25 protein-coding genes, 1 tRNA gene and 2 pseudogenes are annotated in these 25,699 nt (G+C 70.0%); 15 read left to right on the forward strand and 13 right to left on the reverse strand.

Annotated features, from left to right (window positions below):
* Positions 1–92: 92 nt before the first annotated feature.
* Positions 93–1,013 (reverse strand): sigma-70 family RNA polymerase sigma factor, encoded by a 921-nt coding sequence (locus ACFWPI_RS21230; RefSeq protein WP_380379989.1) that lies wholly within the window; start codon positions 1,011–1,013, stop codon positions 93–95.
* A 147-nt stretch (positions 1,014–1,160) separates the two neighbouring features.
* Between ACFWPI_RS21230 and ACFWPI_RS21235 the strand changes: the two genes are divergently transcribed.
* Both ACFWPI_RS21235 and ACFWPI_RS21240 read left to right on the forward strand, forming a co-directional pair.
* On the forward strand, positions 1,161–1,691 hold the full coding sequence (locus ACFWPI_RS21235; protein WP_380379986.1) for a hypothetical protein: 531 nt from the start codon (positions 1,161–1,163) through the stop codon (positions 1,689–1,691).
* 158 nt (positions 1,692–1,849) lie between these two features.
* The gene (locus ACFWPI_RS21240; RefSeq protein WP_380379983.1) at positions 1,850–2,665 is read left to right on the forward strand and encodes an SDR family NAD(P)-dependent oxidoreductase; all 816 of its coding nucleotides are present in this window, start codon (positions 1,850–1,852) and stop codon (positions 2,663–2,665) included.
* A 126-nt stretch (positions 2,666–2,791) separates the two neighbouring features.
* Here the strand turns inward: ACFWPI_RS21240 and ACFWPI_RS21245 are convergent, their stop codons facing one another.
* Both ACFWPI_RS21245 and ACFWPI_RS21250 read right to left on the reverse strand, forming a co-directional pair.
* Complete coding sequence (locus ACFWPI_RS21245; protein WP_380379980.1) at positions 2,792–3,310, reverse strand: hypothetical protein; 519 nt, start codon at positions 3,308–3,310, stop codon at positions 2,792–2,794.
* Positions 3,311–3,562: 252 nt separating this feature from the next.
* A complete protein-coding gene (locus ACFWPI_RS21250; protein WP_063351429.1) occupies positions 3,563–4,279 on the reverse strand; it encodes a TetR/AcrR family transcriptional regulator in 717 nt (238 codons plus the stop codon).
* A gap of 128 nt (positions 4,280–4,407) precedes the next feature.
* Here ACFWPI_RS21250 and ACFWPI_RS21255 point away from each other — a divergent pair, with 128 nt between their 5' ends.
* Positions 4,408–5,328: an NAD-dependent epimerase/dehydratase family protein gene (locus ACFWPI_RS21255; protein ID WP_380379977.1), complete on the forward strand. Its 921-nt coding sequence runs from the start codon at positions 4,408–4,410 to the stop codon at positions 5,326–5,328.
* 138 nt (positions 5,329–5,466) lie between these two features.
* The gene (locus ACFWPI_RS21260) at positions 5,467–6,468 is read left to right on the forward strand and encodes a hypothetical protein (RefSeq protein ID WP_380379974.1); all 1,002 of its coding nucleotides are present in this window, start codon (positions 5,467–5,469) and stop codon (positions 6,466–6,468) included.
* 19 nt (positions 6,469–6,487) lie between these two features.
* Here ACFWPI_RS21260 and ACFWPI_RS21265 read toward each other — a convergent pair whose 3' ends face one another.
* From ACFWPI_RS21265 to ACFWPI_RS21280, 4 genes and pseudogenes are all read right to left on the reverse strand, one after another.
* Entirely contained in the window at positions 6,488–6,715 is a 228-nt protein-coding gene (locus ACFWPI_RS21265; protein WP_380379971.1) for a hypothetical protein, read from the reverse strand.
* Between the two features lie 21 nt (positions 6,716–6,736).
* Positions 6,737–7,090, reverse strand: a pseudogene (locus tag ACFWPI_RS21270) (IS982 family transposase); the annotation flags it as partial.
* Between the two features lie 297 nt (positions 7,091–7,387).
* Positions 7,388–7,945, reverse strand: a complete 558-nt coding sequence (locus ACFWPI_RS21275) for a hypothetical protein (protein WP_380424972.1) — start codon at positions 7,943–7,945, stop codon at positions 7,388–7,390.
* Between the two features lie 14 nt (positions 7,946–7,959).
* On the reverse strand, positions 7,960–8,415 hold the full coding sequence (locus tag ACFWPI_RS21280; RefSeq protein WP_380380141.1) for an ATP-binding protein: 456 nt from the start codon (positions 8,413–8,415) through the stop codon (positions 7,960–7,962).
* A gap of 160 nt (positions 8,416–8,575) precedes the next feature.
* On the opposite strand from ACFWPI_RS21280, the gene ACFWPI_RS21285 reads away from it, so the two are divergent.
* From ACFWPI_RS21285 to ACFWPI_RS21310, 6 genes are all read left to right on the forward strand, one after another.
* Positions 8,576–9,526 carry a Scr1 family TA system antitoxin-like transcriptional regulator gene (locus ACFWPI_RS21285; RefSeq protein ID WP_380380139.1) on the forward strand — a complete coding sequence of 317 codons (951 nt, stop codon included), beginning with the start codon at positions 8,576–8,578 and terminating at the stop codon, positions 9,524–9,526.
* Positions 9,480–9,620 (forward strand): DUF397 domain-containing protein, encoded by a 141-nt coding sequence (locus ACFWPI_RS21290; RefSeq protein ID WP_380380143.1) that lies wholly within the window; start codon positions 9,480–9,482, stop codon positions 9,618–9,620. The genes ACFWPI_RS21285 and ACFWPI_RS21290 overlap by 47 nt, the downstream gene beginning before the upstream one ends.
* Positions 9,621–9,641: 21 nt before the next feature.
* Positions 9,642–9,890 (forward strand): DUF397 domain-containing protein, encoded by a 249-nt coding sequence (locus ACFWPI_RS21295; protein WP_380380137.1) that lies wholly within the window; start codon positions 9,642–9,644, stop codon positions 9,888–9,890.
* Positions 9,891–10,022: 132 nt separating this feature from the next.
* Entirely contained in the window at positions 10,023–11,351 is a 1,329-nt protein-coding gene (locus ACFWPI_RS21300) for a hypothetical protein (RefSeq protein ID WP_380380135.1), read from the forward strand.
* Positions 11,352–11,412: 61 nt separating this feature from the next.
* A tRNA-Leu gene (locus ACFWPI_RS21305) sits at positions 11,413–11,496 on the forward strand.
* A 409-nt stretch (positions 11,497–11,905) separates the two neighbouring features.
* The gene (locus ACFWPI_RS21310; RefSeq protein ID WP_380380133.1) at positions 11,906–12,580 is read left to right on the forward strand and encodes a hypothetical protein; all 675 of its coding nucleotides are present in this window, start codon (positions 11,906–11,908) and stop codon (positions 12,578–12,580) included.
* Between the two features lie 53 nt (positions 12,581–12,633).
* On the opposite strand, the gene ACFWPI_RS21315 is transcribed toward ACFWPI_RS21310, so the two are convergent.
* Complete coding sequence (locus ACFWPI_RS21315; protein WP_380380131.1) at positions 12,634–13,269, reverse strand: TetR/AcrR family transcriptional regulator; 636 nt, start codon at positions 13,267–13,269, stop codon at positions 12,634–12,636.
* 114 nt (positions 13,270–13,383) lie between these two features.
* On the opposite strand from ACFWPI_RS21315, the gene ACFWPI_RS21320 reads away from it, so the two are divergent.
* Positions 13,384–14,436: an alpha/beta hydrolase gene (locus ACFWPI_RS21320; protein WP_380380129.1), complete on the forward strand. Its 1,053-nt coding sequence runs from the start codon at positions 13,384–13,386 to the stop codon at positions 14,434–14,436.
* A gap of 186 nt (positions 14,437–14,622) precedes the next feature.
* Here the strand turns inward: ACFWPI_RS21320 and ACFWPI_RS21325 are convergent, their stop codons facing one another.
* The 3 genes from ACFWPI_RS21325 to ACFWPI_RS21335 all read right to left on the reverse strand — a co-directional run bounded on the left by ACFWPI_RS21325 (position 14,623) and on the right by ACFWPI_RS21335 (position 16,678).
* On the reverse strand, positions 14,623–14,937 hold the full coding sequence (locus ACFWPI_RS21325; protein ID WP_380380127.1) for a hypothetical protein: 315 nt from the start codon (positions 14,935–14,937) through the stop codon (positions 14,623–14,625).
* 180 nt (positions 14,938–15,117) lie between these two features.
* Positions 15,118–15,408 (reverse strand): hypothetical protein, encoded by a 291-nt coding sequence (locus tag ACFWPI_RS21330; RefSeq protein WP_063349432.1) that lies wholly within the window; start codon positions 15,406–15,408, stop codon positions 15,118–15,120.
* 190 nt (positions 15,409–15,598) lie between these two features.
* Positions 15,599–16,678 carry an alpha/beta hydrolase family protein gene (locus ACFWPI_RS21335; protein WP_380380125.1) on the reverse strand — a complete coding sequence of 360 codons (1,080 nt, stop codon included), beginning with the start codon at positions 16,676–16,678 and terminating at the stop codon, positions 15,599–15,601.
* Positions 16,679–17,208: 530 nt separating this feature from the next.
* Here ACFWPI_RS21335 and ACFWPI_RS21340 point away from each other — a divergent pair.
* A pseudogene (locus ACFWPI_RS21340) lies at positions 17,209–18,105 on the forward strand (tyrosine-type recombinase/integrase); the annotation flags it as partial.
* 367 nt (positions 18,106–18,472) lie between these two features.
* On the opposite strand, the gene ACFWPI_RS21345 reads toward ACFWPI_RS21340, so the two are convergent.
* Positions 18,473–18,949 carry a hypothetical protein gene (locus tag ACFWPI_RS21345; protein WP_380424974.1) on the reverse strand — a complete coding sequence of 159 codons (477 nt, stop codon included), beginning with the start codon at positions 18,947–18,949 and terminating at the stop codon, positions 18,473–18,475.
* Positions 18,940–22,443 carry a polymorphic toxin-type HINT domain-containing protein gene (locus ACFWPI_RS21350; RefSeq protein WP_380380121.1) on the reverse strand — a complete coding sequence of 1,168 codons (3,504 nt, stop codon included), beginning with the start codon at positions 22,441–22,443 and terminating at the stop codon, positions 18,940–18,942. Before ACFWPI_RS21350 ends, ACFWPI_RS21345 begins: the two co-directional genes overlap by 10 nt.
* A 190-nt stretch (positions 22,444–22,633) precedes the next feature.
* Between ACFWPI_RS21350 and ACFWPI_RS21355 the strand changes: the two genes are divergently transcribed.
* From ACFWPI_RS21355 to ACFWPI_RS21365, 3 genes are all read left to right on the forward strand, one after another.
* Positions 22,634–22,831 carry a hypothetical protein gene (locus ACFWPI_RS21355; RefSeq protein WP_380380119.1) on the forward strand — a complete coding sequence of 66 codons (198 nt, stop codon included), beginning with the start codon at positions 22,634–22,636 and terminating at the stop codon, positions 22,829–22,831.
* 215 nt (positions 22,832–23,046) lie between these two features.
* Positions 23,047–24,105: an RNA ligase family protein gene (locus ACFWPI_RS21360; protein ID WP_380378713.1), complete on the forward strand. Its 1,059-nt coding sequence runs from the start codon at positions 23,047–23,049 to the stop codon at positions 24,103–24,105.
* A 456-nt stretch (positions 24,106–24,561) separates the two neighbouring features.
* Entirely contained in the window at positions 24,562–25,614 is a 1,053-nt protein-coding gene (locus ACFWPI_RS21365) for an alpha/beta hydrolase (protein ID WP_380378711.1), read from the forward strand.
* The last annotated feature ends 85 nt before the right edge of the window (positions 25,615–25,699 follow it).

Here is a 25,699-nt window from a genome sequence, read left to right on the forward strand (position 1 = left end):
GGTGAGAGGGCGGCCGGCCTCCCTCTCGCCCGCCGCGTTCAGTCGCGGAACCTCGTCCGCCGCGTTCAGTCGCGGAACCTCGCCCGCCGCGTTCAGTCGCGGAACGCCGAGAGGTCAAGCGCCGCCAGCCGCTCCGGATCGGTGAGCACCTCGATCGCCGCGATCGCGCCGTCCACCACGGTGAACGCCATGACCGACAGTGGCCGGCCGCCCTCGCCGATCGCCACCGCGCCCGCGGCGCCGTTGACCAGCGCCGGGCGGGCGAACGGCGACAGCCCGCCCCACAGCACCGGCTGGTCGGCCACCGCGGCCGCGCCCGTCAGCACCACCGGGTGCCGGGCCCGCACCGCGCCGCCGTCCGAGCGCAGCACCACGCCCGGGGCGAGCACGGCCACCAGCGCGCCCAGGTCGCCGGCGCGGGCGGCCGCGAAGAAGGCGTCCACGGCGGCCCGCTGACGGCCCGGGTCCGGGTCGGGCGCCGGCGCCTGGTCCTGAACCCGGCGGCGGGCCCGGTCGGCCAGCTGGCGGGTCGCGGCCGCCGTCCGCTCGATCAGCGGGGCGATCTCGGCGAACGGCACCGCGAACAGGTCGTGCAGCACGAAGGCGATCCGCTCGGCCGGGGCCAGCGACTCCAGCACCACCATCAGCGCCAGGCCCACCGAGTCCCCGAGCAGCACCTCCTGCCCGGGGTCGGCCACCCCCTCGCGCCGCAGCAGCGGGTCCGGGATGCGCGCCGGGCCAGGATCACCCGCCTCGGCCTCCGGCGGCTCCTCGCGGCGCAGCTCCCGGCCGCGCAGCAGGTTGAGGCAGACCCGCGAGACCACCGTGGTCAGCCAGCCGGGGAGGTTCTGCACGTCGGAGGTGTCGGTGCGGTCGTAGCGCAGCCAGGCCTCGTGGACGGCGTCCTCGGCCTCGCTCACCGAGCCGAGCATCCGGTACGCCACGGCCCGCAGCCGGGGCCGCTGCGCCTCGAACAGTGCGGCCCGCTCGTCCGGAGGTAATTTCTCGTCCACCGTGTCACATTCCTTCGCCGCTGGGGGTCAGAGCAACAGGAGCCACCCAACAACGGCTGCGCCGTAGAGATCAACTCCCCACCCGGGGCGAGTCGGAGACGACGGGTGGCGGGGTGGGTGTCACCAGGGCGTCCTAGGCTGGCGGCCATGCCGACGACCCCGCTGCTCGACGCGATCCGCGCCAACCCCGCCGCCCTCGACTTCCTGGCCTGGCCGGGCGACCTCAGCCTCGACCACTACCCGCACGTCGAGGAGGTGGTGCTCGCCTCCGGGGAGGCCCTGGAGCCGGTGGCCAAGGACGGCGCGGGCGGCACCTTCTTCCTGTGCGGGGAGGGCGGCGAGGAGCGTCCCGTCCTGTACGCCGACTCGGAGGGCGGCGCGGCGGTGCTGGCCGTCGGGCTGCCGGAGCTGGTCCGGCTGCTGCTGGCGGTGCCGTGGTGGCGGGACTGCCCGCGGCTGACGGTGGAGGAGAGCGCGGAGGCCGCCGAGGAGTATCTGGAGGACGAGCCCGGCCTGTACGCGGAGCGGGACGCGGCCGCCGCCGCGCTCGGCCTCGAAGTCCCGGGCGTGGCTGCGGCGTTGGCCCGGCTGCGGGAGGTCGCGCTCGGGCTCGGGCCCGCGTACGTGCTGCTCAACGCCGAGGAGGGCGGCGCCTACGAGCCGCTGTTCCAGGCCTGAGCGGGTGGTCGAGTGGTTGGTCGTGCGGGTGGTCGTGCGTGCGGGCGGCATCAGCTCTCCGGCCCCGGGCATACATGAAGGGTTGTCCGGCATCGGGTCGTGACGGCGGGAGACCGGCCCCGGATCCGACCGGGGGCGGCGCGAGGGAAGAGGCGATCGTGGGCGAACTGGACGGCAGGACGGCGCTGGTGACGGGCGGCTCGCGCGGGATCGGGCGGGCGGTGGCGCAGCGGCTCGCCGCCGACGGGGCACTGGTCGCGGTCCACTACGGCGGCAACGAGGCGGCCGCCGCGGAGACCGTGGAGCTGATCGCCAAGGCCGGCGGCCGGGCGTTCGCGGTGCGGGCCCGGTTCGGCGAGAGCGGTGCGCTGGACCAGCTGTTCGAGGGCCTCGCCGCCGGGCTGGCGGAGCACGGCGAGCAGGGTGGGGACGGCGAGGTCGGTGGGGACGGCGGGTCCGGCCTGGACATCCTGGTCAACAACGCGGGCATCCACCTGGCCGGGTCGATCGGGCAGCTCACGGAGGAGGAGTTCGACCGGTTGATGGCGATCAACGTGCGCACGCCGATCTTCGTGATCCAGCGGGCGATTCCGCTGCTGCGGGACGGAGGCCGGATCGTCAACGTGGCCTCGGCGGCCGCCCGGATCGGCTCCCCGGTCCAGATCGGCTACACCGTCAGCAAGACGGCGCTGGTGGCCCTCGCCGCTCCGCTCGCCAACGAGCTCGGCCGACGCGGGATCACCGTGAACACCGTCAACCCCGGGGTGATCCTCACCGACATGACGTCCCAGTGGACGGGTGTCCCCGAGGCGATGGCCGGGCTCGAATCGATCACCGCACTCGGCCGGATCGGCCAGCCGGAGGACGTCGCGGACGTGGTGGGCTTCCTGGCGGGCCCGCAGGGCCGCTGGGTGACCGGCCAGACCATCGACGCCTCCGGCGGCACCTACCTCGGCCCGATCCCGCCCGCGTGATCCCTCGGGGCGCCGAGAAGTCGGCGGGGTGGCAGCCCTCAGCGCCGCCACCCCGTTCGCTTCTCGGCACGGAAGGTGGGGTTCATTGAGTCAAACCCCACCTTGGGATGATGTTTTGAGGCAGCGTCAGAATGCTGACGGGGGCTGAAGAGCCAGATCGAGGACGGACGCCCAGCGCTCGTCGGGTGCGGTGACGATCGCGTAGCCCTCCTGGCCGGGGAGGCGGGGGAGCAGGGCGCTGCGGCAGCCGTGGCTGTGGTGGATCTCGACGGGGACGGGCTCGCCGTCCAGGTGGATCTCGCCGGCGCTGATGGATTCGGGGTCGAGCGGGCCCAGGTGATGGCGCGGGTCGATGCGGCCGGAGTTGCCGAGGAAGTTGAAGAGCTGCGATCCGGGGGTGGTCAGGGACTTCACCCGGAAACCGTCGGGGACGGGCCGGGAGGTCTGGACGATCGCGACGAGCTCGCGGTCCAGGTGGTAGTTCAGGTCGACGTGGCAGAGGTAGCCGTCGCTGCCCATCCGCCCGAGGAGGACGAACCACTCGGGCGGCACGTCGCGCAGGACGGCGATCCGCCCGCCCCACTCCTCGGCGGTCTCACGGTCGGTGGGGATGTGGAACTTGCGCGGCTCGCTGCTGCGGAACACGGAATTCCCCCAACTGATCGGCGAAAAAAGGTTGTTGGTTCACCAGTAGACCGCCGCGACATGCCTGCGAACGAGTGAATTCCCGCTCGGCGCCCGGGCCCCACCGGTACCCGGTCGGTGGGGCTTGCGCCAGTGGGGCGGGCGCGGTCCGCGAGGAGCGCGCCCGCCGCAGGCCCTGTTGCCCGCCGTCCTCGTGATGGGCCATGCCGGTGTCCACCGCGGGTGCCGGACCAGGCCGCTGGTAGTGGAGTGTCACGCAGGAGGCGACAGGACATCGAGCCCGATTGCCTCGGCGGCAATGGTCATGGCGGCGTCGAAGTACGCGGGGTAGTCCGTGATCACCTCGTTCAGGTGACCGAACAGCTCGAAGCTGATCGTGCCGATCAGGGAGATCCACAGGGTGAGCGACCGTTCCACCAGGTCCGCGTACGGTTCGGCCGGTGCCCCTCCCGCGCTGTCGAGCACCTGCTGGGCGACGAGCCTCGGCCCGGGGAGCGGCTGCGTGGGGGGTCGCAGGAGGCCCGAGGCGTGTGCCTCGACGACGAGACCGGCCATCAGGCGGGTGACCCGGGTGGCGGGGTCGACCGTGTCGGTGGGGGCCTGGTAGCCGGGGACGGGCGAGCCGTAGACCAGGGCGAACTCGTGCGGGTGGGCCAGGGCCCACTGGCGGACCGCCCGGCATGCGGCAAGCCACCGGGCGCCCGGATCGGCGGGAGCGGCGGACGCCGCCCCTGACTCCGCGGCCGCTCCGACCGCGTTGAACGCGTCGATGATCAGCGCGGTGAGCAGTGCGTCCCGGCTGGGGAAGTAGCGGTACAGCGCCGAGGAGGCCAGGCCCAGGTCACGCGCCACCGCGCGGAGCGACAGTGCGGCCGCCCCGGTCTCGGCGAGCTGGCGAGTGGCGGCTTCCTTGATCGCGCGAGTGAGCTCGGCGCGGGCCAGCTGCCGCGCGGTCTGCGATGCCGTCATGCCGTTCATCCTCTCATTCGAGAGCAGTGCACACAAGAGAGAGCACTGCTCTTGACTTCTCCCCGCCACTGCGCGAACACTCCTCAACGAAGAGAGCACTGCTCTCTCAATTCTCCAGGAGGACCTGCATGGCACGGCACATCGTCATCGGCAAGGGCCCCGTCGGCGCCACCACGGCGCGACTGCTCGACGAACAGGGGCACGAGGTCGTCGTCCTGAGTCGCTCCGGCGGCGACGGGAGTACGGCGCTCGACGTCACTGACACGGCGTCACTCCGGCAAGCCACCAAGGGCGCCGAGGTGATCTACAACTGCGCGAGCCCGCTGTACCACCGGTGGCCCACCGACTGGCCGCCGATCTCGAACGCCCTCCTCGACGCGGCCGAGGCCGCCGGCTCGGTGCTGGTGACGATGGGCAACCTGTACGGCTACGGCCCCGTCGACGCCCCCATCACGGAGGACCTGCCGCTCGCAGGCACCGGCACCAAGGCCCGGGTCCGCATCGGCATGTGGCGCGACGCGTTGGCCCGGCACCAGGCCGGCCGGATCCGCGTCGCGGAGGCGCGCGCCTCGGACTTCTTCGGGCCCGGCGTCACCGAGGCCGGCCACCTCGCCCAGCGGATGATGCCCGCGCTCCTGGCCGGCCGTGCAGTCAGGCTGATCGGCAACCCGGACGCACCGCACAGCTTCACCTATGTCCCCGACATCGCCCGTGCGCTCGTACGGCTTGGTACCGACGAGCGGGCGTGGGGACGCGCCTGGCACGTTCCCACCGCCCCGCCGCTGTCGACCCGGGAGGCGGTCCGGCACCTGTGCCGGCTGGCGGGTCTGCCGCCGGCCAGGGTCGGCCGGATTCCTTGGTGGCCACTCCACCTGGTCGGCCTGGTCAACCCCACGCTCGGGGAACTGCGGGAGGTGCAGTACCAGTTCGACCGGCCGTTCGTGCTCGACTCCCAGGCGTACACCGCGACCTTCGGCGAGGTGTCGACCCCGATCGACGAGGCGCTGGGGGCAACCGTCGAGTGGTGGCGGGCGCGGCTCAGCCGGTAGCGCCACGTGCGCGGCATCGGCTGTCGGGCTGTGCAGACCCTGCGGCGAAGTCAGGAGCGGGCCGAAGCCGCGTTCAGTGAATCAACTCCGAGCACAGCGTGGCGTAGAGCAACGCCGTGCAGTCCACTCTCCGAGGAAATGATGACGATCCGCCTCTGGCACCGCCCGCTGGTACTGCTCGCCGCTGCCATGGCGGCCCTCGCCCTGGCATCCGCCGTCGGCCTCGCGGTCGACGACCGGATCCTGGTCGGGGAGCCGATCTGGCTGAAGCCCTTCAAGTTCTCCCTCTCCATCGCGATCTATTCGGTGACCCTCGCGTGGATGCTGTCCCTGGGCCGCACGGCCCCCCGCTGGGTCTGGTGGCTCGGGACGACGATTGCCGCCGCCAACGTGATCGAGATGGTGGTCGTCGTTGGCCAGGTGCTCCGCGGCAGGCAGAGCCACTTCAACGTCGCCACACCGCTGGACGCCGGCCTCTGGTTCGCGATGGCCGCCTCGATCGTCACCTTGTGGCTGGCCAACCTCGGCATCGCGGCCAGGTTGTTCCGCGAGCGGACCGGGGACCGCGCGGCCACCTGGTCCGTCCGGCTCGGCCTGCTCCTCGCACTGGTGGGCATGGCATTCGGCTTCCTCATGACCAGCCCGACCCCTGCCCAACTCGGTGCCATGCGCAGCGGGGCCGCCGTGGGCATCGTGGGGGCACACAGCGTCGGCGTCGCCGACGACTCGCCCGGCATCGCCATCACCGGCTGGAGCAGCACCGGCGGCGACCTGCGCATCCCCCACTTCGTCGGCATGCACGCGCTGCAGGCCATCCCGCTCTTCGCCTGGCTGCTGATCACACTGTCCCGCAGGTTCCCGCGGTTGGCCGACGAGCGGACGCGCCTGCGCCTGGTCCTGGTGGCGACCGGGACCTACGCGGGCGTGCTGGCGGTCCTGACCTGGCAAGCGCTGCGCGGCCAGTCGCTCGTCCACCCCGACGGTGCGACCCTGACGGCCGTGGCCCTGCTGGCCGTTGGCATGGTGGCGTCCGTTGTGGCGGTCGCCCGGCACCACCATGTGCCACCGGCGCCGCACAGCAGCGCCGGCATGACCGGCCGCCCGGTCGAGCCGCGCTGCACCCGCGTCGCCGCGGACTAACCGAACGCCGAGCCCACCGTCACCTGCGCCCGGGGACCTTCTTCGCGCCGTCGTATCCGCGTGAGGACGCCGGCACCGTGGCCGCCGCGCGCAGGCACCGCGCGTCGATCACCGCGGCGGTCGGCTCCGGGTCGCGGCCGGCGTCCTCGCGGACCATGCCCCCCATCCGGTCGTGGAACTCGGCCAGCAGTCCCCGCGCGCGCCACCGCCGCGCGAAGGCGACGGGCAGCCCGTGCAGGGTGCACACCAGGTGCAGGCGCAGGCCTCAGAAGAACCGGGAGTGGCTGGCGCAGTAGCCGTACTCGGCCCATCCGGCCAGGTCGGAGCGCTTGGCCGTCTCGCGGGAGCGCCCGCACTCCACCAGTGTGGAGTCGACGACCCACACGGTGTCGGTCCACAGCGAAGTGTCGGTCGCCAGCAGCCGGTTGACCTGTGCGATCAGGTCGACGGCCTTGCGCAACCGCCGGTTGTAGCCCGACTGCCCGAGCAGGTACGGGAAGGGATGACGCAGGTGGGCATCGGCGTGGCGGATCCACCGGCGCTCGGAGGTGAAGCCGAGAAGGGCCTGCATCACGGGGAGGGTGACCAGCTCGGCATCACTGAGCCGGGGCGCGATGCCGATCTCTGAACTCCCTCGCTTCATGTCATGCGCGCCAGCGAGCCCTTGGCATCATTCATCTAGGCAGAATCAGGCCACTGCGGCCCTGGTGGCAGGCCCTGACCCTGGTGAACGAGATACGTACCCGGGCGGCCGGCCATTTCAGGCTGGAAGATGCTCATTGGGCGGTCGGCGGGTGGACATTGGCGGGGATGTCTGCCGGGGCGCAAGCGAGTTGGGCTGCGGCGGCCTGTCGGATCTCTCCGATGGGGCGTCTCGGACGAGTTGGGGCGGTGGGACGTGAAGCCACAGCCCGCTTCGTCAGGAACGTGCGGCTCGGGCTTGGGTGCGGCAGTGGGTGAGGGCGGGTTTGAGGCGGGGGTCGGGGGTGGGGGTGGTGGTGAGGAGTTCGCCGGCGGTGGTGAGGGTGGTCCAGTAGTGGGTGGGGTTGCCGGTGGTGGGGTGGGGGTGGGTGGTGGTGAGGGAGAGGTAGGCGGTGGTGAGGTTGCCGGTGGTGAACCAGCGGGTGAGGCCGTGTTGGTGGCCGGCGCGGATGTTGCCGTGGGCGGCGATGGCGGTGGTGAGGAGTTCGATGATGGCGAGGTCGCGGTCGTCGGGGGTTTTGGGGATGTCGAAGACGCCGAGGGCTTCGAGGAGTTCGCCGGTGTCGTTCTCGGTGCCGGGGCGGGGTGTGGCGAGGAGGGCGTCGTAGCAGTCGTTGAGGCGGCGTTGGGTTTCGGCGGCGGGGATGCCGAGGGCGGTGCAGACGGCGCGGGCGGATCGGAGGGGTTCGCGGGTGTGGCGGGCGAGGGTGGCGTAGGTGTCGGCGGGGGTGGAGCCGGTGTCGAACAGGTGGCGGGCGGTCAAGGGGAGTCGCATGGTGGGCACCTTGTTCAGACAGTGAGGAAGGTGGCGGGCGTGGGGGCGGGTGCGGGGGCGCACAGGGCCCAGACGAACTTGCCGACGCCGCCGGCGCGGGGGCAGCAGCCCCACTTCTCGGCGAGTTCGTTGACGAGGAGGACGCCGCGTCCGTGTTCGTCGTCGGGTGTGGGGGTGTGGAGGGAGGGGCGGCCGGTGCCGGCGTCGTGGACTTCGAGCCGGAGGCGGTCGTTGGCGAGGGCGAAGTGGACTTCGATGAGGCAGTCGGTGGGGGCGTCGGCGGTGTGCTGGACGGCGTTGGCGAAGAGTTCGCCGAGGAGGAGTTCGGCGGTGTCGCGGTAGCGGTCGCCGGTGGGGAGTGCGGCGAGGTAGGCGCGGAGCAACTGCCTTGCGATGGAGGTGGATTCGGTGCGGGATTCCAGGCGGGCCGCGAACGGGCGGGGGCGGTGGGCGGTACGGATTTTGAGCATGGCGGGGCACCTCAAGGGGGCGGATGGGGGAGCGCGAAGGTAGTGCGCAATCACGCTGTGCATGCAAATGATTGCGTTCCGGTGTCAATGGTCGGGGCTGCGGAGGTACGGTGACGCCAAATCGGCGTGTGGGACGTGTGACGCACAAGTGGGGGCAGCGATGACACAGCGGAAGGTCAAGCGGGGAACGACGGCGAGCTCCGCGATCATGTTCGGCGCGGAGGTTCGCTACGCGCGTGAGTCGGCGGGCTACACGCAGGAGGAGCTGAGCAAGCTCCTGCACTGCGACCGGACGGTGATCTCGCGGACCGAGGGCGGGAAGCGGAAGCCGTCGGTCGAGGAAGTCGAGGAGATCGAGCGGCTGTTGAACACCGGCGACCTGCTGGCGCGGCTGTACGGGCGGGTCGACTGGAACGCGTCGATCGAGCACCCGGATTGGTTTCAGGAGTACGTGGACGTGGAGGCCATCTCCGTCGGGATGCGGGCGTACCAGGATGGCGTGATGTACGGCCTGTTGCAGTGCCGGCAGTACGCGCATGCGCTCTTCGCCAACGGCGCTGCGGCGGGGAACCCGGAGGAGATCGAAGAGCAGACCCGGGCGCGACTCAGTCGGCAGAGCCGCTTCCTCACCCCGGAGGGTCCGCTGTTGCTCGTCATTCTCGATGAGAGCACCATCCGCATGGTTGTGGGCGGCCCTGGTGTGATGAGGTGCCAGATGGAGCATTTGCTGAAGGTGTCCCAGCTCCCGAACGTCATCATTCACGTGGCGCCGTTTTCGAGTCGTCGGGCTCGCATCAACGCCGCTATGGTGTTGCTGGAGCTGCCGGACGGGCAGCGCTTGGTCTACTCGGAGAGCCTCGATCGAGGGCATCTGAGCGGTGATTCAGCCAGTGTGGCCAAGCATCAGCGTCGCTTCGATCAGCTCCGTGGCGAATGCCTGTCAGAGTGCGACTCGCTTCGGTTTATCGCCGAGGCGCTGAAGGGATTCAAGGATGATGAGCAACGAGCTCGCCGCAGCCGCCTGGAAGAAGAGCAGCTACAGCGGCGACAACGGCGGCAACTGCATCGAGGTAGCCCCCGGATTCCTTCCCGGCGCGGTCCCAGTGCGTGACTCCAAGGACCCGCACGGCCCGGCCCTCGTTTTCCCGGCCGCCGCCTGGGAAGCCTTCGTGTCGGCCGTCCGTGAGGGCGACTTCCCGGCGTAAGTCTCCAAGGGGGCAACTGTGTTGACCTGGCGCAAGAGCAGCTACAGCGGCAACAACGGCGGCGACTGCATCGAGGTCGCCCTCGCCTGGCGCAAGAGCAGCTACAGCCACGACGACGGTGGCAACTGCATTGAGGTGGCCCCCGGGTTCCTTCCCGACGCGGTCCCGGTGCGTGACTCCAAGGATCCCGACGGTCCGGTCCTCGTCTTCCCCGCCGCCTCCTGGGACTCCTTCATCGCCGCCGTCCGGGCCGGCGAGCTCCTGCTCTAACCGGTCATCCCCCGCCACACCCGAACGATTTCGATCAGTTCCGGTGCGTCGGTGGTGCCGCGAGTAACTGAACCCCTACGGTCGATCACTGTGCGCACATGACCTGCTCGCATCGACCGAGGCGGTACTCCCATGGCACAAGAAGCCCGTATCGACGTAGCTCTGACGGCTCTCAAGCAGGGCCAGCCCGAGCCCAGCAAGGCCGAGTTGGCGGAGATCGCCAACTCGATCTCGCCCGGCGTCTGGTTCACCAGCGCGCTGTCCGGCGAGGCCGCCGGCCGCGACGCCGACGTGACGTGGGAGCTGACCGGTTCGCCGTACAAGGGGCAGGTGGCGACCGGGCAGGCGGCGGTCTACTACGCCAACCCGAAGTTCGGCCTGCGGAAGCCCTTCATCTTCGCGGACGGCTTCAACTACGGCCCGAGCGACCTCCCCGGCCTCTTCGCCTACTTCAGCACCGCCGCCGACGGCGGGCCGGGCCTCTTCGACCAACTGCTCAGCCGGGGCTACGACATCGTCCTGGTCGGCTTCACCGAGCGCCACACCCACATCCAGGCCAACGCCGAGGTCGCGATCGCGGCCATCCTCCGGGCCATCGCGGAGCGCAAGGGCGACGAGCGGCTGACCGTCGGCGGGGTGAGCATGGGCGGCATCGTCACCCGCTACGCGCTCGCCAAGCTGGAGTCCGCGACCGTGGACCACGAGACGGCGACGTACCTGTCCTTCGACTCCCCGCACAACGGTGCCTGGATCCCGCTGATCCTCCAGCAGATGGCGTACTTCTTCGAGGACTACACCCCGGCCGGGCCGGACGGCGTCAAGCAGGCCGAACTGATCCGCAGTCCCGCTGCTCAGCAGCTGCTCTGGGCGTGGGTCGAGAACGCCAAGTACTCCGGCCCGGTGGCCACCTCCAGCGACCTGCGCAAGGAGTTCCTCGCCGACCTCGACCAGGTCGGCAACTTCCCGCAGATCCCGCGCAAGCTCGGCGTCTCCAACGGCCGGCGGGACGGGGCCGGTCTCCCGCTGCCGGCGGGCGAGGTGGCGTTCGACTGGCAGGCCTTGATCGCCAGTGCCACGGCCCGCTTCCAGCCGAACAAGGGCGAGGAGCAGCGGATCGGCGGCATGCACCTCGGCCTGGCCGTGCGCCGCAGCACCACCAGCGACGTCCCGGCGCTGGACGCCGTGCCCGGTGGCACCCTGGACTCCTTCGGCAAGGTCGCGGACGCGCTCAAGGCGAAGATCTCCGAGGACTACCGCAGCGGCACCTTCGTGCCGGCCGTCAGCGCGGCGGCCCTGGCCTTCGACCCGGTGAAGTGGGACGTCGACCCGGCCGCCGCGATCACCGACGCCGCTCTGGAGGCCGGACACCTGAACGCCGTGAAGTTCGACGACGCCAACACCGAGCACAGCCACGTCTCCCGCGTGCTGGTCGACTGGATCATCGAGCAGCTCGCCTCCTGACCCTCCCACCTGGTTCGGAGCACCCCCGCGGATGGGCTAAGCTATTCCACATCACCCAGATGCGCGGGTGGCGGAATAGGCAGACGCGCTGGATTCAGGTTCCAGTGCCCGAAAGGGCGTGGGGGTTCAACTCCCCCCTCGCGCACATGTGAACGGCCGGTCGACCCAACAGTCGACCGGCCGTTCTGTTGTCCGGAGACGCCGTCTCGGCGCTTGTGGGCCCAGTGACCGTCCCCGTGTTTGTTCAGGTCGCTTGTTCGAGACGGCCGGTGGGGGCCGGATGTCGAGAGCTTGGTTTTGCGCCGTCGGGTTGGGCGGCGGCGTGGCGGTTGGTCGCCGACGGCCGCCAGATCGCACCGGTCCACGGCGCCGGCACGCGCCGGAACTGGGTGCGGACGACGTAGGCCGGCGCAGCCACAGAAGCGACGCAAAGGCCTCGTTTTGCTAGAACAGGACCAATCATCTGATTTCGGATGAGTATCTCTGCGGATAGAGACCGGTCGATCACAGAAATAGGCTGCTTGCTGACCGAAGGTTGTTGGGAGGGGGAGCCAGTGGGCGATCTCAAGGTTGACCCGGGCGAGATGTACAAGTCCGCAGGTGTGGCGCGGGCCATCGGCGAGGACTTCGCGAAGCCTTGTCAGGCAGTCGCTACTGCCAGTCACACGGCTGTCAGCCAGCTGACGGGTTGGTCGGTGGCCGCACGCCGTGTCGGAGCCCGACGTCTGGGCGCTGCCGCGCTGGCGCCCTGCCTGTCACTGATCCTCGGAGGATGCGCGTCCACGCCAGGCCCCAACGATCCTCTCCCCGTCAAGGCCCGCCAGGACGCCCAGGACTGGGCCAAGCACATGACCGAGGACACGGCGCAGACCGCCGGAGCAGCCCTCGACCCCGGCAGCGTCGAGCCGCTCTTCACCGACTGTGTCGGCAGGAACGACGAGGTCCGGGAGGACGGCCGGTACAAGCTGTCGTACGCGGTCTACAGCTCCACCCCGCTCGAACAGCATCCTGAGGCCGTCCGCAAGGTCCGCACGATGCTCGAACAGCAGGGCTTCAAGATCGACGGCTACCGGGAGAGCGCCAACGGCAAGGTGGACACAGTCCTCGACGCATCCCAGGCATCGAGCCGGTACCTGATCACTGTCGAGACCACGAAGGGAGGACTTCTCCTCTTCCTGGTCAATACCCCCTGCCTGATGCCTCCCGCAGCAACGGAGACTCCTCGCTGACACCACCTTGCCGCGGGGCGGTTCCCTGGCTCCTCCCTTTCAGGCCGTCCCTCTCAGGTCGTCCCTCGGAGGCCGTTCAGCACCATGTCCGTCAGGCGCTCCGGCAGATCCGGCTCGATCGGGCGGTGGCCGAGCAGGCAGCGGGTCTGGAGCGGGGCGCAGAGCAGTTCCAGGGCCAGGGCCGTGTCGGTGCCCGTCGGAAGTTCCCCGCGTTCGACGGCCCGGCTGACGATGACGCCGGCCTGGTCGAGGCGGGACTGCCAGAAGGTCTGCCAGGCCTCGGCGAGGTCGGGGTCGTCGGAGCTGAGCGCGGCCGCCCGGGCGACGGAACGGCCGGTCGGGGTGGCGAGGTACTCGGCCAGCGCGCGGGCGAAGGCGGCCAGGTCGGTGCGGACGGCTCCGGTGTCGGGGACGGGGACGCCCTCGTTGCTGCCGGTGAGCATGGCGTCCAGCACGAGCTTCTCCCGGCTGCCCCAACGCCGGTACACCGTAGTCTCGTTGACCCCTGCGCGGGCCGCGACCCCGGCGATGCTGAGCCGGTCGATGCCCTCCTCGGCCAGCAGCTCCGTGGCGGCCGTCAGGACGGCCTGGCGGACGCGCGCGGCACGGCCGCCCGGGCGGCGGCGGATCGGCTCCGGCGCTGGCTCCTGCGCCGGCTTCTGCGCTGGCTCCGGCTCTTCGTCGGTCATGTGTTGATCACCTCGGCCACCACATTAACGCAAGAGCGCTTGCATTAGGTGCTGCTCGGGCGCATAGTCGTTAATGCAAGCGTCCCGGCTTTAAGTGCAGCAGGAGGCACCACTATGTCCTTCACCTGGCCCCTGGACCCGCAGGACCTGTTCGTCGAGCGTTACCCGCAGATGACCCTCGGCCTCCCCGTCGACGAGGTGGACGCCGTCCGTGCCGCCGTCACCGAGATGTGGCCCGACCGGCCCGGCAGCTGGGTGCACGAGTGGTCCGCCCTCGCCGCCCGGCACGCCGAGGCCGGGCGCCACCGTCTGGCCGCGCAGGCGTACGGCTGGGCCAAGTTCCCCTCGCTCGCCGACGACCCGAAGCGAACCGCGCTCGCCCGCCAGGTCGAGCAGTACGTCCTCGCGGCCCCCGGCTTCCCGGTGGAGTTCGAGCGCCGCACGCTCACCGTCCCGTACCGCGGCGGCACCGCCACCCTGCCGATCCACCTGATGGCCGCCCCCGGCCTGCCCGCCGACGCGCCGGTCGTGCTGGCCAGCGGCGGCGTGGACTCCTGGAAGACCGACCTGCACGGCATGTGGGAGCAGCTCGCGTTCACCCTGCCGGCGCGGCTGCTGCTGTTCGACCTCCCCGGCACCGGCGAGACCGCCCACCTGCCGATGACCCCGGACGGCGGGGCCGAGGTGATCGCCGGACTGGTCTCCTTCGCCCGCGCGGCCGGCAGCGGAAAGGTCGGCCACTTCGGCATCTCGATGGGCGGCTACTACTCCGCCCGGACCGGACTGACCGGGTCGGTGGACGCCTCCGTGGTGCTCGGCGGCCCGGTGGAGCGCTCCTTCGCTCCCGGTCGCGGCTTCGCCTTCGGCATGGACGGCATCGTCGGCAACGCCCTGGGCTTCGACGCCGCGCCGAGTGGGGCCGAGCTGGAGAACGCCTTCGCGGCGTTCGACCTGCGCCCGCTGCTGGACCAGGACACCAACGGGCCGATGCTGGTGGTCAACGGCACCGAGGACGTCCACGTCCCACTGGACGACACCCTGGTGTTCAAGGGTCGCCGGGACACCCGGGTCGAACTGATCCCGGACACCGGCCACTGCGCCATCTCGCGCTTCGGCGAGGCGATGGCCGCGATCGCGCCCTGGCTGAAAGACACCCTGGCCGGCTGACCCGGCGCTCCTGTCGCAGGGAGCTCACCGTGGCAGTCGGTTCAGATGGGCGACGGCTTCCTTCGTCTGGGATTGTGCCGGTTCGCCACACACGGACGGCCGGTCGACTCGACAGTCGACCGGCCGTTCCGGTTCTTCAGTGGGCGATGGGGTGCCGCCCACGCGGGGCCCGGAGCCGACCGCCGATCACGCGGGGATGGGGCGACAGCCCTGCCCGTTCACCCACAGCGAGCCCTCGGCCCAGCCGCTCTGACACTCGTACCCGGCGCGTGACGTCCGGTCCATGACGACGAAGTCGCTCAGCGGCCCCCAGGCGGTGCTGTCGCAGGAGCGGCCCATCACGTTCGGCCCGTTGGCGTTCACCTCATCGCACCGGATCACTTCACCGGCCCGCTTGCTGGGGACGCCGTGCGCGCTCCCGTCGGCCGCACCGGCGGCGCCGACACCGGTCAGGCTCAGGACGGCGGTGGCCATGCCGGCGACGAAGAGCAGTCGTTTCACGAGGAAACCTCCTTGGTGGGGATGGGGCTCCGCAGACAGTTCCCTTGCAGTCCACCTGCGTATCGACCCATTCGCATGAACACGTCATCCCGTTGCGCGCCCTGGCGACGGCAGCGAACCGAAGAGGCCGACCGCCCCGACGTCACGTCGGATCGACCGGCCTCTTCACCGTCCGGAGGGTCAGGCGATTCTCACGCTCGCGCCGAACTCGAACGTCTTGGTCTCGCCCGGGTTCACCACACCGATGACGGGCCCCTCGCAGCCCGGCCGATCGTGGACGTCGGCGGGCTTGTCGGTGAGGTTCTCGACGATGAGGGGCCAGATGTCGCTCTGGTAGCAGCCCGAGGGGTTGTTGTAGGTCTTGAACCCGACCCGCAGCTGACCGGTGGCCGCCTGGGCCGAACCGGGCACCGCCACTGCCACCGCCGCGGCCAGGGCCACCGCGCCGAGCGCCTTGCTGATCCGTCGCATGTCGTCACTCCAGAGTGTCCGGGGAGCCGCCGCGGATGGCGGCTGCGCCGGAGGACTGCCCCGATCCGCCGCAGGTCACAGCCCTGCGGTGGCCGAATCACCTGATCGGGCGCCCCGGGCCGCCGCCGTGCGGTCGGCGGCCCACTTGCCACTCCTCACTTGCCGCTCGCTACTCGCCAATCGCCACCTGCTACTTGGCGAAGCGGACCTCCGGGAAGGCCGCCGAGGGGCCGTCCAGCAGTCGACTCGGGCGGTTGAGCAGGTGCCGGTCGAAGAACGCGCCGAGGTACGCCCGGGTGGCCGCGAGGGCACGGTCGCCCTTGATGGTGCCGTACTGCTCCGGGGTGGTGTCGGGCGGCAACTGGTCGCGGACGCCGAGGGAGTCCACCAGCCAGTGCATGTCGCAGAACGACAGGTGGCCGGCCTCCGGCAGGTCCAGCCAGCGCTTCCAGCCGGTCAGGTGCTGCCAGGTCTCGTCCCAGTTGGCCGTCGCGGGCCTGCCGGCGTGCCGCTGGGCGCCGAGCAGCAGCACCGGGCGGGCGAGGCCGTCGGCGGGCAGCGGGGCGAAGAAGTCGCCGTCCAGGTTGGCGGCGGCGCGGATCCGCCGGTCCTCGCTCATCGCCTCGACGGCGCTCGCGCCGCCGATCGAGTGGCCGGCCGCGCCGATCCGGGAGCGGTCGACCTGCAACCCGCGGACGAGCCCGGGCCCAGGCGCGGTCAACTGGTCGATCAGGAAACTGATGTCCTTCGCCCGGCTGCGGGTGACCTCGGCCGCCCGCTGGTCGTCCACGTGATCGCAGATCAGGCAGGTCTCCACCCGCCCGTCGGGGAACTGCACGACCGTCTCGTACGTGTGGTCCAGCGCGGCCACCACGTAGCCCCTGGCCGCGAGGTCCTCGGCTAGGGCGGTGAGCGAGGTGCGGCTGTAGCCGTAACCGGGGGAGAGCACCACCACCGGGTGCCGCCCGGGCGCGGGCACCGTACGGGCCTTCACGCCCGTCCGCACCTCGCTGACAGCCGGGGTGCCGAACAGCGCGGACGACACCTCGGGCGAGATGTACGGCAGTTGCTCCCCGGGCTCCCCGTGCTCCCCGCGCGCGGGCTGCGCCGGGTACCAGAGGGTGGCCATCAGCTCGCGGCTCGCGGCGTCCGCCCGCCAGGGGTCGTGCCGGGCCTTGTCCACCAGGTGCACCGACGTGGCACCGATCGTCCGTCGCGTGGTCGGCGCGGGCACCTGCGGTACCTGCGGCACCTCCGTCGCCGCACTCAACGAGAGCGTTCCGGCCGTCGGGGAAGCCGCCAGCGCGGCCTGCGGACCGGCCAACGAAAGCAGGACGGCAATGGGCACGGCGAGCAGAACAGCACTCCGCCACCGAGAAGTTGTCGACATACCGCCACGCTAGGCCCGCCCCCACCCCCACCGCGTCCTGCCCACGACCTAACCCCCTCCACCCCAGGTCGCACCCGCCACGCCGCCCCCACCCCCCGCCCGGACACCCCCACCTCCACCCGCCCGCCCTTGCGCAAGCCCCCCCACCTTTGCGCAGAGTTGGCCGCCCGCCGGCCCTGCCCGCCCTGCAGCGCATCGGAGCCCACACCGGCCGCGCCTTCGACTCCGGGCGCCTGCTGGCGGTTCTTTCGACGCCGTAGATACACGAACCCTGAACCCCGCCCGGGCTCACCGATCTTCGGTTCGAGGACAACCCATACGGCAGTGCGATGTCCCCCCGCCGTCCGACGACACCCTGCCCGAGCCGACTGCTGGACCGTGGCCCTGGATTGCACCCATCTCGCGAGGGCCAGTGCCGCACCACCCGCCAGCGCTGCGCCCGTGGCCTCGACGCCGCCCGCGACCAGCCCCGCTTCTGCGCCATTGGTACGTGCTGCGGCAAGCGGCTCTCCCCGCTGAGCCTCGCCTACGTCCACTCCGTCCTCAAGTCCGCCCTGGAACATGCCGTCCGAGAGGAGGAGATCCCCCACAACGTCCGCATGGGCACACCCCGACCCCGCCGCTTCGAACCCCTCACCGCGCAGGAAGCCCGCGCGTTCCTCGCCGCTACCCACGGCCACCGGCGGCACGCACTGTTCGAACTCGCTCTGCGAACCGGGCTCCGCAAGGGCGAACTCCTCGGCCTGCGCTGGAAAGACCTCGACCTGGCCGGCGGAACCGCCAGCATCCGCCGAACCCTCCAGCGCACCAACTCCGGCGGCCTGATCGCCCTGCCGACCAAGACCCAGAGTTCGGAGCGGCGCATCGCACTGCCTACCCCATGCCTGCGCTCCCTCGCACAGCACCGCGACCAGCAGCGCCAGGAACGCCAAGCGGCGGGCGCGGACTGGAAGGACAGCGGCTACGTCTTCACCCGGCCCAACGGCGCCCCGATCGAGGGAGCTACCCTCACCCGCCACTTCACCGCACTGCTCCGCCGGGCCAGGCTCCGCCGCATCCGCTTCCACGACCTCCGCCAGTCGGCGGCCACCCTCCTCCTGGAACAGGGCGTCGAACTCGTGGTCATCAAGGAACTGTTGGGTCATGCCCACATCGGGGTGACCGCGACGGTGTACGCCCACGTCCGGCTCCGCCTCCAGCGCGACGCCATCGACCTCCTCGGCAACGCCCTTCGCAACCCCGACGAGCCCGCCACCCGACCCGACGACGGCGTCGAACCGCCGCTTTGTGCAGCACCCGTCCGCTGACGTTGCCGTCAACTACTGCCGTCAGACACCCCAGAGGCCCCACCGGAAACAAATCCGGTGGGGCCTCTGACTTTCCATCCTACTCGCCGAGCAGCGACTCAAAGAATCCCAGCCCTGCGTCATCCGAGAAATAGGAGGTGGCAATGATCTGAAGCTACTCCAACCGCTCTTGACGACACATTGTCGCCCACTTCGGGTGTCGAATAGCGCAGGCCGCGATGAGTTCTACATGGCGCTCGATATTAGACACTTGATACAAGCCGCGCCAGCTCGCCGCGCGACCCGAATCCCCAACCGAGGCGCCAGCTCTTCCGCGCCCTCCCCGCCGCCCGCACCCGCGTTCGAGCAGTCACCCATACCAGGTTACTCAAACACCACCCGATTGATCACCAGGATCTCCAAGCTGATCATTTTCAAAACGAAGCTGATCGACGATGTCGAGATCCCCTTCGGTACTAACGACTACAATCCATGATCGATCCACGGCAAGGAAATAGTGGTGCTCAGGAATTTCGAGCAACTCGGCAACAATCGAAGCGCAGATGGCGTTCGTGAAACGCACCCCATAGGGAGAGAGGCCATCTCCGACGTGCTCAACCACCGAATCCGGGAGGGCACGCAGACATACTTCCTTGGTCGCCATTGCAGCTAGCTGCATTTCATCGGCAATTCGCCAGTGCGCATGCCTGCCTGGCACGCGAGCCCAGTCAATCTTCGTTCCAATGGCCGGAAATTGAAGACTTAGCCAGTTGAAGATGGCCGAATCATCACAACGCTCCAGGCCCTCAAGCGGCGGGGCCCCGTATACGGTATTCGCCCAGTAATTTTCAGTCATCATCCACATCCGAAACGGCCTTGGATTTTCGTTACAGTTGACTCGGTAGCATCGAAATTAAAGTGTGGCCCCTTTTCCTTTCCACTCCAGACATTGATATGAGCGCCATTGCGCTCGTCGAACTCGATCCTGAATCCCGTCTTTCCATCACTGGTCTGCGTGCCGATCGGCTTGCCTTGAATTGTGCCAAATTTGCCGATTGTAGGCCTTTCGGCCTTGAATCCACGCTGCTCAAGCCATGCCAGTGCCTTATTCATCGCCTGGTTGTAATCATCGCCATCGTCATTGTGCACCAGCACCGGCGTATTGCCAGCCAGCACATAGTACGTGTGGAGGTTGGCGACGGTGAGGTTGTAGGTCGATTGGGGATTGGTGTGGTAGGTGCTGACCTGGAGAACGGAGACGGTCTTTCTGTCTGCAGTCAGCAGTTGCTCGCTGGTCTTGACGTCTCCTGCTTCGGTCCAGCGTCGGGTGGTTTCATCCCAGTAAGGGTGCCCTTGGGTGGAGGTGATGGTTGAGGTCTTGGTGGGATCGGCCAGATCTGCGACTGTCAGATCAGTGAAGTCACGGTCGTCTGATCCTGTGATGGTGTTGGTTACCGGTTCGGCGTTTGTGCTGCCGGATTCCGGATCGGTGGCGACGACCTTGTCCCCGGGCTTTACTTCGCTGATGGGCTTGGAAGTTCCGTCGGCGAGGAGAACTGGTGTGTCGGGTGTGAAGCTGTTTTTTCGACCGCCGCAAGCCAGCATCCGCGCCGCTGTTGCGGTTGTGGCTATTCCCGCGCCGGCGAGGGCCGTGCTGCCTGCCGCAGCTTCTCCCGAAGCAACGTCAGCGACCAGGGCACCGCACTCGATGATGGCTGCGAGGCAAGCCGGGGCCGCTTCGACGGCAATAGGAGCGGCGATGAATGCGAGGCTGATGATCCCGACTGCGCCGACGAAGACCTTCTGCCAGCTTTCCAGTTTTCCCCTGTCGATTTTCATGTAGGTCGACGGGTAGTTCCAGTTCGGCGACGTGGACACGTCTGGCCCGCAGTTGTACTTGGCCCCCATGGCGTAGTAACAGGTGGGCTTGGCCTCTTTCGGCTTCGCGACCCGGTCCTGGGCAATGGCGGATGCGGCCGGGTGGCTGAAGTTGATGTACTGGGTGGTGATGACGTAGTCGTCTTTGTCCTCCGCCACCTTGATGTTGGCGTATTGGTAGTTGCCGGGGCCGCCTGCCCAGAGGTCGATGCTGCCGTCGACGTTGGCGCAGTTTCCGCTGCACTTGCCCTCAGGGCGAAGGCCGCTGGGGTCGGAGAGGTTGACGGGGTTGTTGTTGCTGTAGGCGTAGCCGTTCCACTGTTGGGGGTCGGCTGTGTCGAGGATGGGGTCGGGGCTGATGAAGCGTCCGCGGATGGGGTCGTACTGGCGGGCGCCGAGGTTGGTGAGTCCGGTGGTGTCGTCCTTGCTGCCGCCGACGAAGCCCTTGGTGCCGGCCCACTGATTAGCGGAGGGCTGGGTGCCGCGGGGGTTGCCGAACGGGTCGGTGGGGCGGCGGGTGACGGTCTGGGTCGCGTTGGTGTTGACCTGGAGGCCGCTGGTGCCGTGCGGGTCGGCGGCCTGGATCAGGACGCTGCCTCCGCCGATGGCGGCGGTGACGCGGGTGTAGGTCAGTCCGCCAGGGGCGGTGATGGAGCGGACGTTGCTCGTGGATCCGCTGGCCGTGTCGAGGGTGAGCTCGTCGGTGGGCAGGTTGAGCGTGGTCTTGCCGGGGTTGCGGCGGATGAGTTGGTTGCCGTCGGCGTCGTACAGGTAGGTGGTGGCGGCGGCCTGGCCGGTCTTGGTGACGGAGTCGAGCTTGTCCTCGCCGTTCCAGGCCAGGGTGGTGGTACCGCCGGTGTCCGTGATGGCGGTGGTGTTGCCCTTGGCGTCGTACTGGTAGCTGACGGCCTTGGTACCTGCCGGCCCGCTGGTGGTCGAGGTGAGCAGGGCGTGGGGCCCGCCGGTTCCGCCGCCGGTGTTGGGGGCGCTGGTCGGGGAGTTGGTGCTCTTGGCGGCTCCGAAGGTCTGGGCCGTGGTGATGTCGTTGAGGCTGTTGCCGGTGATGTCGTGCTGCACGAGGCCGGTGCGGTTGCCGGTCGCGTCGTAGGTGTAGGTGTTCCAGTAGGGCGCCGGTCCGCCGACGGTCCGTCCACCGGGGTTGACGGTGGCCGGGCCGTTCGCGTTGTTGCAGCCGCCGACGCCGGGCACGGTGGTGGAACTGCCGGTGCCGTGGACCTCGCCCGAGGAGTCGGTCCAGTCGGCGGTGGTGAAGGTGCCCGCGGTGTCGGTCCAGGCGCCGGTCAGCCGGCGGAGGTGGTCATAGGTGAAGCACTGGGTGTCGGTCGCCGAGGCGTCCTGGATGGTGGTGGCCGAGGTGATCTGGCCGGACTGGGTGTAGGTGTAGCTGGTCTGGTCGACCGAGACAGTTCCGACCTGGCGGTCGGTGAAGTTGTTGATGACCCGTCCGGTGGCCCAGTCGTACTGCTGGGTGGAGACGACCTGCTTGCCGTACTGACCGACCGTCGTACGCACCGGGCGTGCAAGGGCGTCGTACTCGACCTTGGCGATGACGGCCTTGCTGAGGCTGGCGGCCGCGGTGAGCAGGCCGGTGATGGTCCGGCCGTAGCTGACGGTTTCGGCCGGCAGGCCGCCGGCGGCGGGGACACTGACCGTCTTCAGGGAGCCGATGACCGGGCTGTAGGTGTTGGTCGTCGTGTAGGTACCGGCGAGTGCGCCCTCGGCGGACGGGATGGTGATCGATGAGCCGAGAGGACGGTAGGCGGTGTCGTAGTCGGTGACGGCCTTGGTATAGGCGGTGCCGCCTGCGCCGCCGACGTAGCGGGTGGAGGAGGTGGGCTGGCCCTTGACGAGGGTGTCGTAGCTCCAGGAGGCCAGCTGGTTCGCTGGTGCCACGGCACCGTTGAACGTGCCGGTCTTACGGCCGAGCAGGTCGTAGGTGTAGGAGAGGGTGTTGTTCTTGGCGTCGAGGGTGTGGTCGACGCGCGAGTTGACGTCGTAGAACGTCCGGGTCACTCCGGTGTCCGGGTCGGAGGCCGAGGTCTGACGCCCGAGCAGGTCGTAGGAGTAGTTCCAGGCGTTGCCGCTGCTGTCGGTCCGGGACGTGGTGAGACCGGTCGGCGTGTATCCGTAGCTGGTGACGTCCGCGTCGGCCAGGTTCCCGGTTGCAGTTGCCGTCCGGTACTGCCCCAGAGCGGTGGTGCGGCCTCGGGCATCCGTCACGGTCGAGGTTGGCGTGGAGCCCGAGGGAGGGGTGACGTCGGTGCGGTCAGCGCCAGGGTAGGCGGTGCTGGTGGCCCACTGGAGGTTCCCGTAGGAGCGGAACTCCGAGCGCACGACGCGCCCGTTTCCGTCGTAGGTGTTCCACGTCTGGCCCGGGACCTGGCCGTCTGCTGCCGGGACGAAGACGGAGTTGGTGGGGAATGACCCCTGTTCGTAGTACGGGTCCGAGGTCTTGATCACCCAGCCGTGGGTGTCGTAGACGGTGTCGGTGATCAGGCGCCCGGTCGGCTTGGCGGCGCTGGTGCTCTGGGTCTGCCGCGGCCGTCCCAGGCCGTCGAAGATCTGGACGCTCGCGGAGTAGGTGACCGCGTCGTCGTTGATCGACTCGGTCGTGATGGTGGGCGGTGCCTTGGAGCCGTTCAGGAGGTAGGTGAACTTCCGGCTCGGCAGTTCCTCGGTCGGCCGGATCTACCTCCCCGCCACCGTCACTGCGGACAACCCCGGCGGCCGCTGCCTCGAACTGCCCGGATGGGCCACCGAGCAGGGCACCCGGCTCGGGATCTGGAACTGCCCCGGTCTGCAGGCCAACCAGCAGTGGAGCCTCAACTACGAGCAGCACGCGCCCTGATGGCGCTCGCCGTGGGGCGAGCTGAACCGATCCGAAGAACGTGAACAGCCTGTAGACAGGCCGGTGGGCCTCGACGTTGCGTCGAGGCCCACCGGCCTGTGGTGGCTTATCTGGTGCGGGCGCTCTGCGACGGCGGGGGGCTGTGCGTAGCGGGGTTGTGGTGGGAGGTGAAACTCCGTTGTCCGGGGGTGGGGCTCGCGGTGATGATTTCGGGTGTGGCTGACACCAGGTTCGAAGGCTCCGCGTTGCGGCCGTACCCCAAGATCTCGGCGAGGGGCAGGCTCTCTGCCTCCGGGAACCGGGAGTGGGTCGCCGTGGAGAAGGTGCACGGGGCGCACTTCGCCGTGGTCTGCGAGGGGGGTGCGGTCCGTCCGGCCAAGCGGCGGGAGCTCCTGGGCGAGGACGCGCTGGACGGCTTCTTCGGCGTCAGCCGGGTCTGGCCGGCGCTGGCGGTGGCGGCCGCCCGGTTCGCCTCGGCGGTGCGCGAGGTGGCGGGCGGGGGTGCAGGTGGGGGCGCGGGCGCTGTGGTGACTGTTTACGGTGAACTGGCCGGCGGGTGCTACCCGCACCCCGATGTGTCCGCCGTCGCCGGGGTCGAGCCCGTGCAGACCGGCGTCTGGTACGCGCCGGGGTTGGAGTGGCTGCTCTTCGACGCCACCGTCGACACCGCGGAGGGCCGGTTCTGGATCTCCGACCGTGCTCTGCGTGACGCTGCCGGCGCCGCCGGCCTCGGCTGCGCCCCCTCGATCGGGCGCGGCGCGCTCACCGTGCTCCAGGAACTGCCGGCCGCCTTCCCCACCCTGGTCCCCGCGCTCCTCGGGCTCCCCGAACTCGCCGACAACCTCGCCGAGGGCTACGTCCTCAAACCCGCCGGCACCTGGCGGGAGACGGGCCCCGAGGGGGTCGGCGCGCGTCCGGTGGTGAAGGTGAAGCAGCAGGCCTTCGCCGAGGACGAGCGCTACGATGGCGCCCGCCCGTACCTGCCGCCGCCGCAGGGCGCGGCCGGGGTCCCCGCCTGGCTCCTGGTCCAGGCCGCGGCACTTTTCACCCCCGCCCGCGCGGCAGCTGCCGTCAGCAAGCTCGGTCCGCGCGCGCCCGAGGACGTCGTGGCGGCGGAGCTCACCCGGGACGTGGCGGAGGAACTCGCGGAGGCGGTGGGGGGATTGGACGGTGACGTCCTACGCGCGCTGGAAGCCGCCCTCGGACCCGGAGCGCGCTCCCTGGTGGCGTTCGACGCCGAGGACCGGCGCTCGCCGACGAGCCGGGCCGGCTGACGGGCTGACGGGCTGACTCGTCGGGCTGGTCAGGCCGGTCGGGCGCGGAAAGATTCCTGAAGAAAGTCGCCCGCCCATGTCGAGGGCCCGTCGCCGACTCCGACCGAAGGGCGGCAGCGCAAGGGTGGGTGGGGGCGTGGATGTGGGTGGGGCGTTCGGGAAAAATATGTCGGTCGGTCTACTGATTCCTTGCCGCCACCCGGGTGGTGTGCGCACAGGAAGTCGGTCTGGCCGACTTCCTGTGCTGATGGAGGCGGTGGAGATGGCGGTGATGGCGGCGATGGAGAAACTGTAGACCGGTCTACATATTTCTTGCCGGAGAGGGCGTCGGCGGTCGAGGGTGGGTGAAGGGGGCGTCGAGGGGGGCTTCCGTCTGGGGTGGGTCGGGCCCATCATGGGCTCCCGGTCCGAGTCCCCGGTCGAGGGCTCCGGGTGAGGCTCCAGGAGGCAGCAGAGATGACGATTCCCTTCCCTGTCCGGATCCAGGCCGCGGTCGTCCGGGGCGCGTATGCGCTGCCGGAGGGGCTGCGGCGGGCGATCGCGGGCGCGCCGGTGGTACGGGACGGTCAAGTGCTGTCGCTGGACGCGCAGTTGATCCTCAAGTTGCAGCGCCTGTCGAAGGCGGCCCTGGTGCTGCCCGCCGGGGTCGGGCCGTCGCGGGAGGCGATGGAGCACGCGCGGTACCTGGTGGGCGGGGCGACGATCCAGCCGGTCGCCGTCCGGAGCGTCGGAATCCCGCAGGAGTACGGCGAGTTGGCGGCCACGCTGTACACGCCGGGCGGGCTGGCGGCGGGTTCCGGGCTGCTGGTGTACCTGCACGGCGGGGGCTGGGTGGTCGGCAGTCGGGCCAGCCATGATCACGTGGTGCGGTTCCTGGCGCAGCGGGCGCAGGTGCGGGTGCTGTCGGTGGAGTACCGGCGCGCGCCCGAGCACGCGTTCCCGGCGGCTGCGGACGACGCGCTGGCCGCGTTCGACTTCGCGTACGCCAAGGCGGCCGACCTGGGCGCGGATCCGGAGCGGATCGCGATCGGCGGCGACAGCGCGGGCGGGAACCTGGCGGCCGTCACCGCACAGGCGGCGGTGCGGCGGGGCGGTCCGGCGCCGGTGTTCCAGTTGCTGCTGTACCCGGCGGTCGACGCCTCCGTCCGGCGGCCCTCGCGCGAACTGTTCGCCGACGGTTTCTTCCTGACCAGCGCGGACATGGACTGGTTCCTGGACCGCTACGCGCCCGCGCCGGCCGACCGGACGGACCCGCGCCTGTCGCCTCTGCTCGCCGCCGACCTGTCCGGGCTTCCGCCCACGTACGTCGGCACCGCGGGCTTCGACCCGCTGCGGGACGAGGGCGAGGCGTACGCCGAGGCGCTGAAGACGGCCGGGGTGACGGTGCGCCTGAGCCGGCAGCCGGACCTCATCCACGGCTACGCCAGCTACCTCGGCATCGGCCGCCGCTTCCGGGAGGCGACGGCGGAGGCGGCCGAGGCGCTGCGGCAGGCGCTGGGCGCCGCGTAGCACGCAACCAGGGGCGGTACGGATCGGAGGCGCTCGGCGCAGCACCGGGCGGGGGCTCGTTCGGAGGACTCAACGGCCCCTGCCC

The sequence above is a fragment of the Kitasatospora sp. NPDC058492 genome (assembly GCF_042720685.1).
Classification (GTDB): domain Bacteria; phylum Actinomycetota; class Actinomycetes; order Streptomycetales; family Streptomycetaceae; genus Kitasatospora.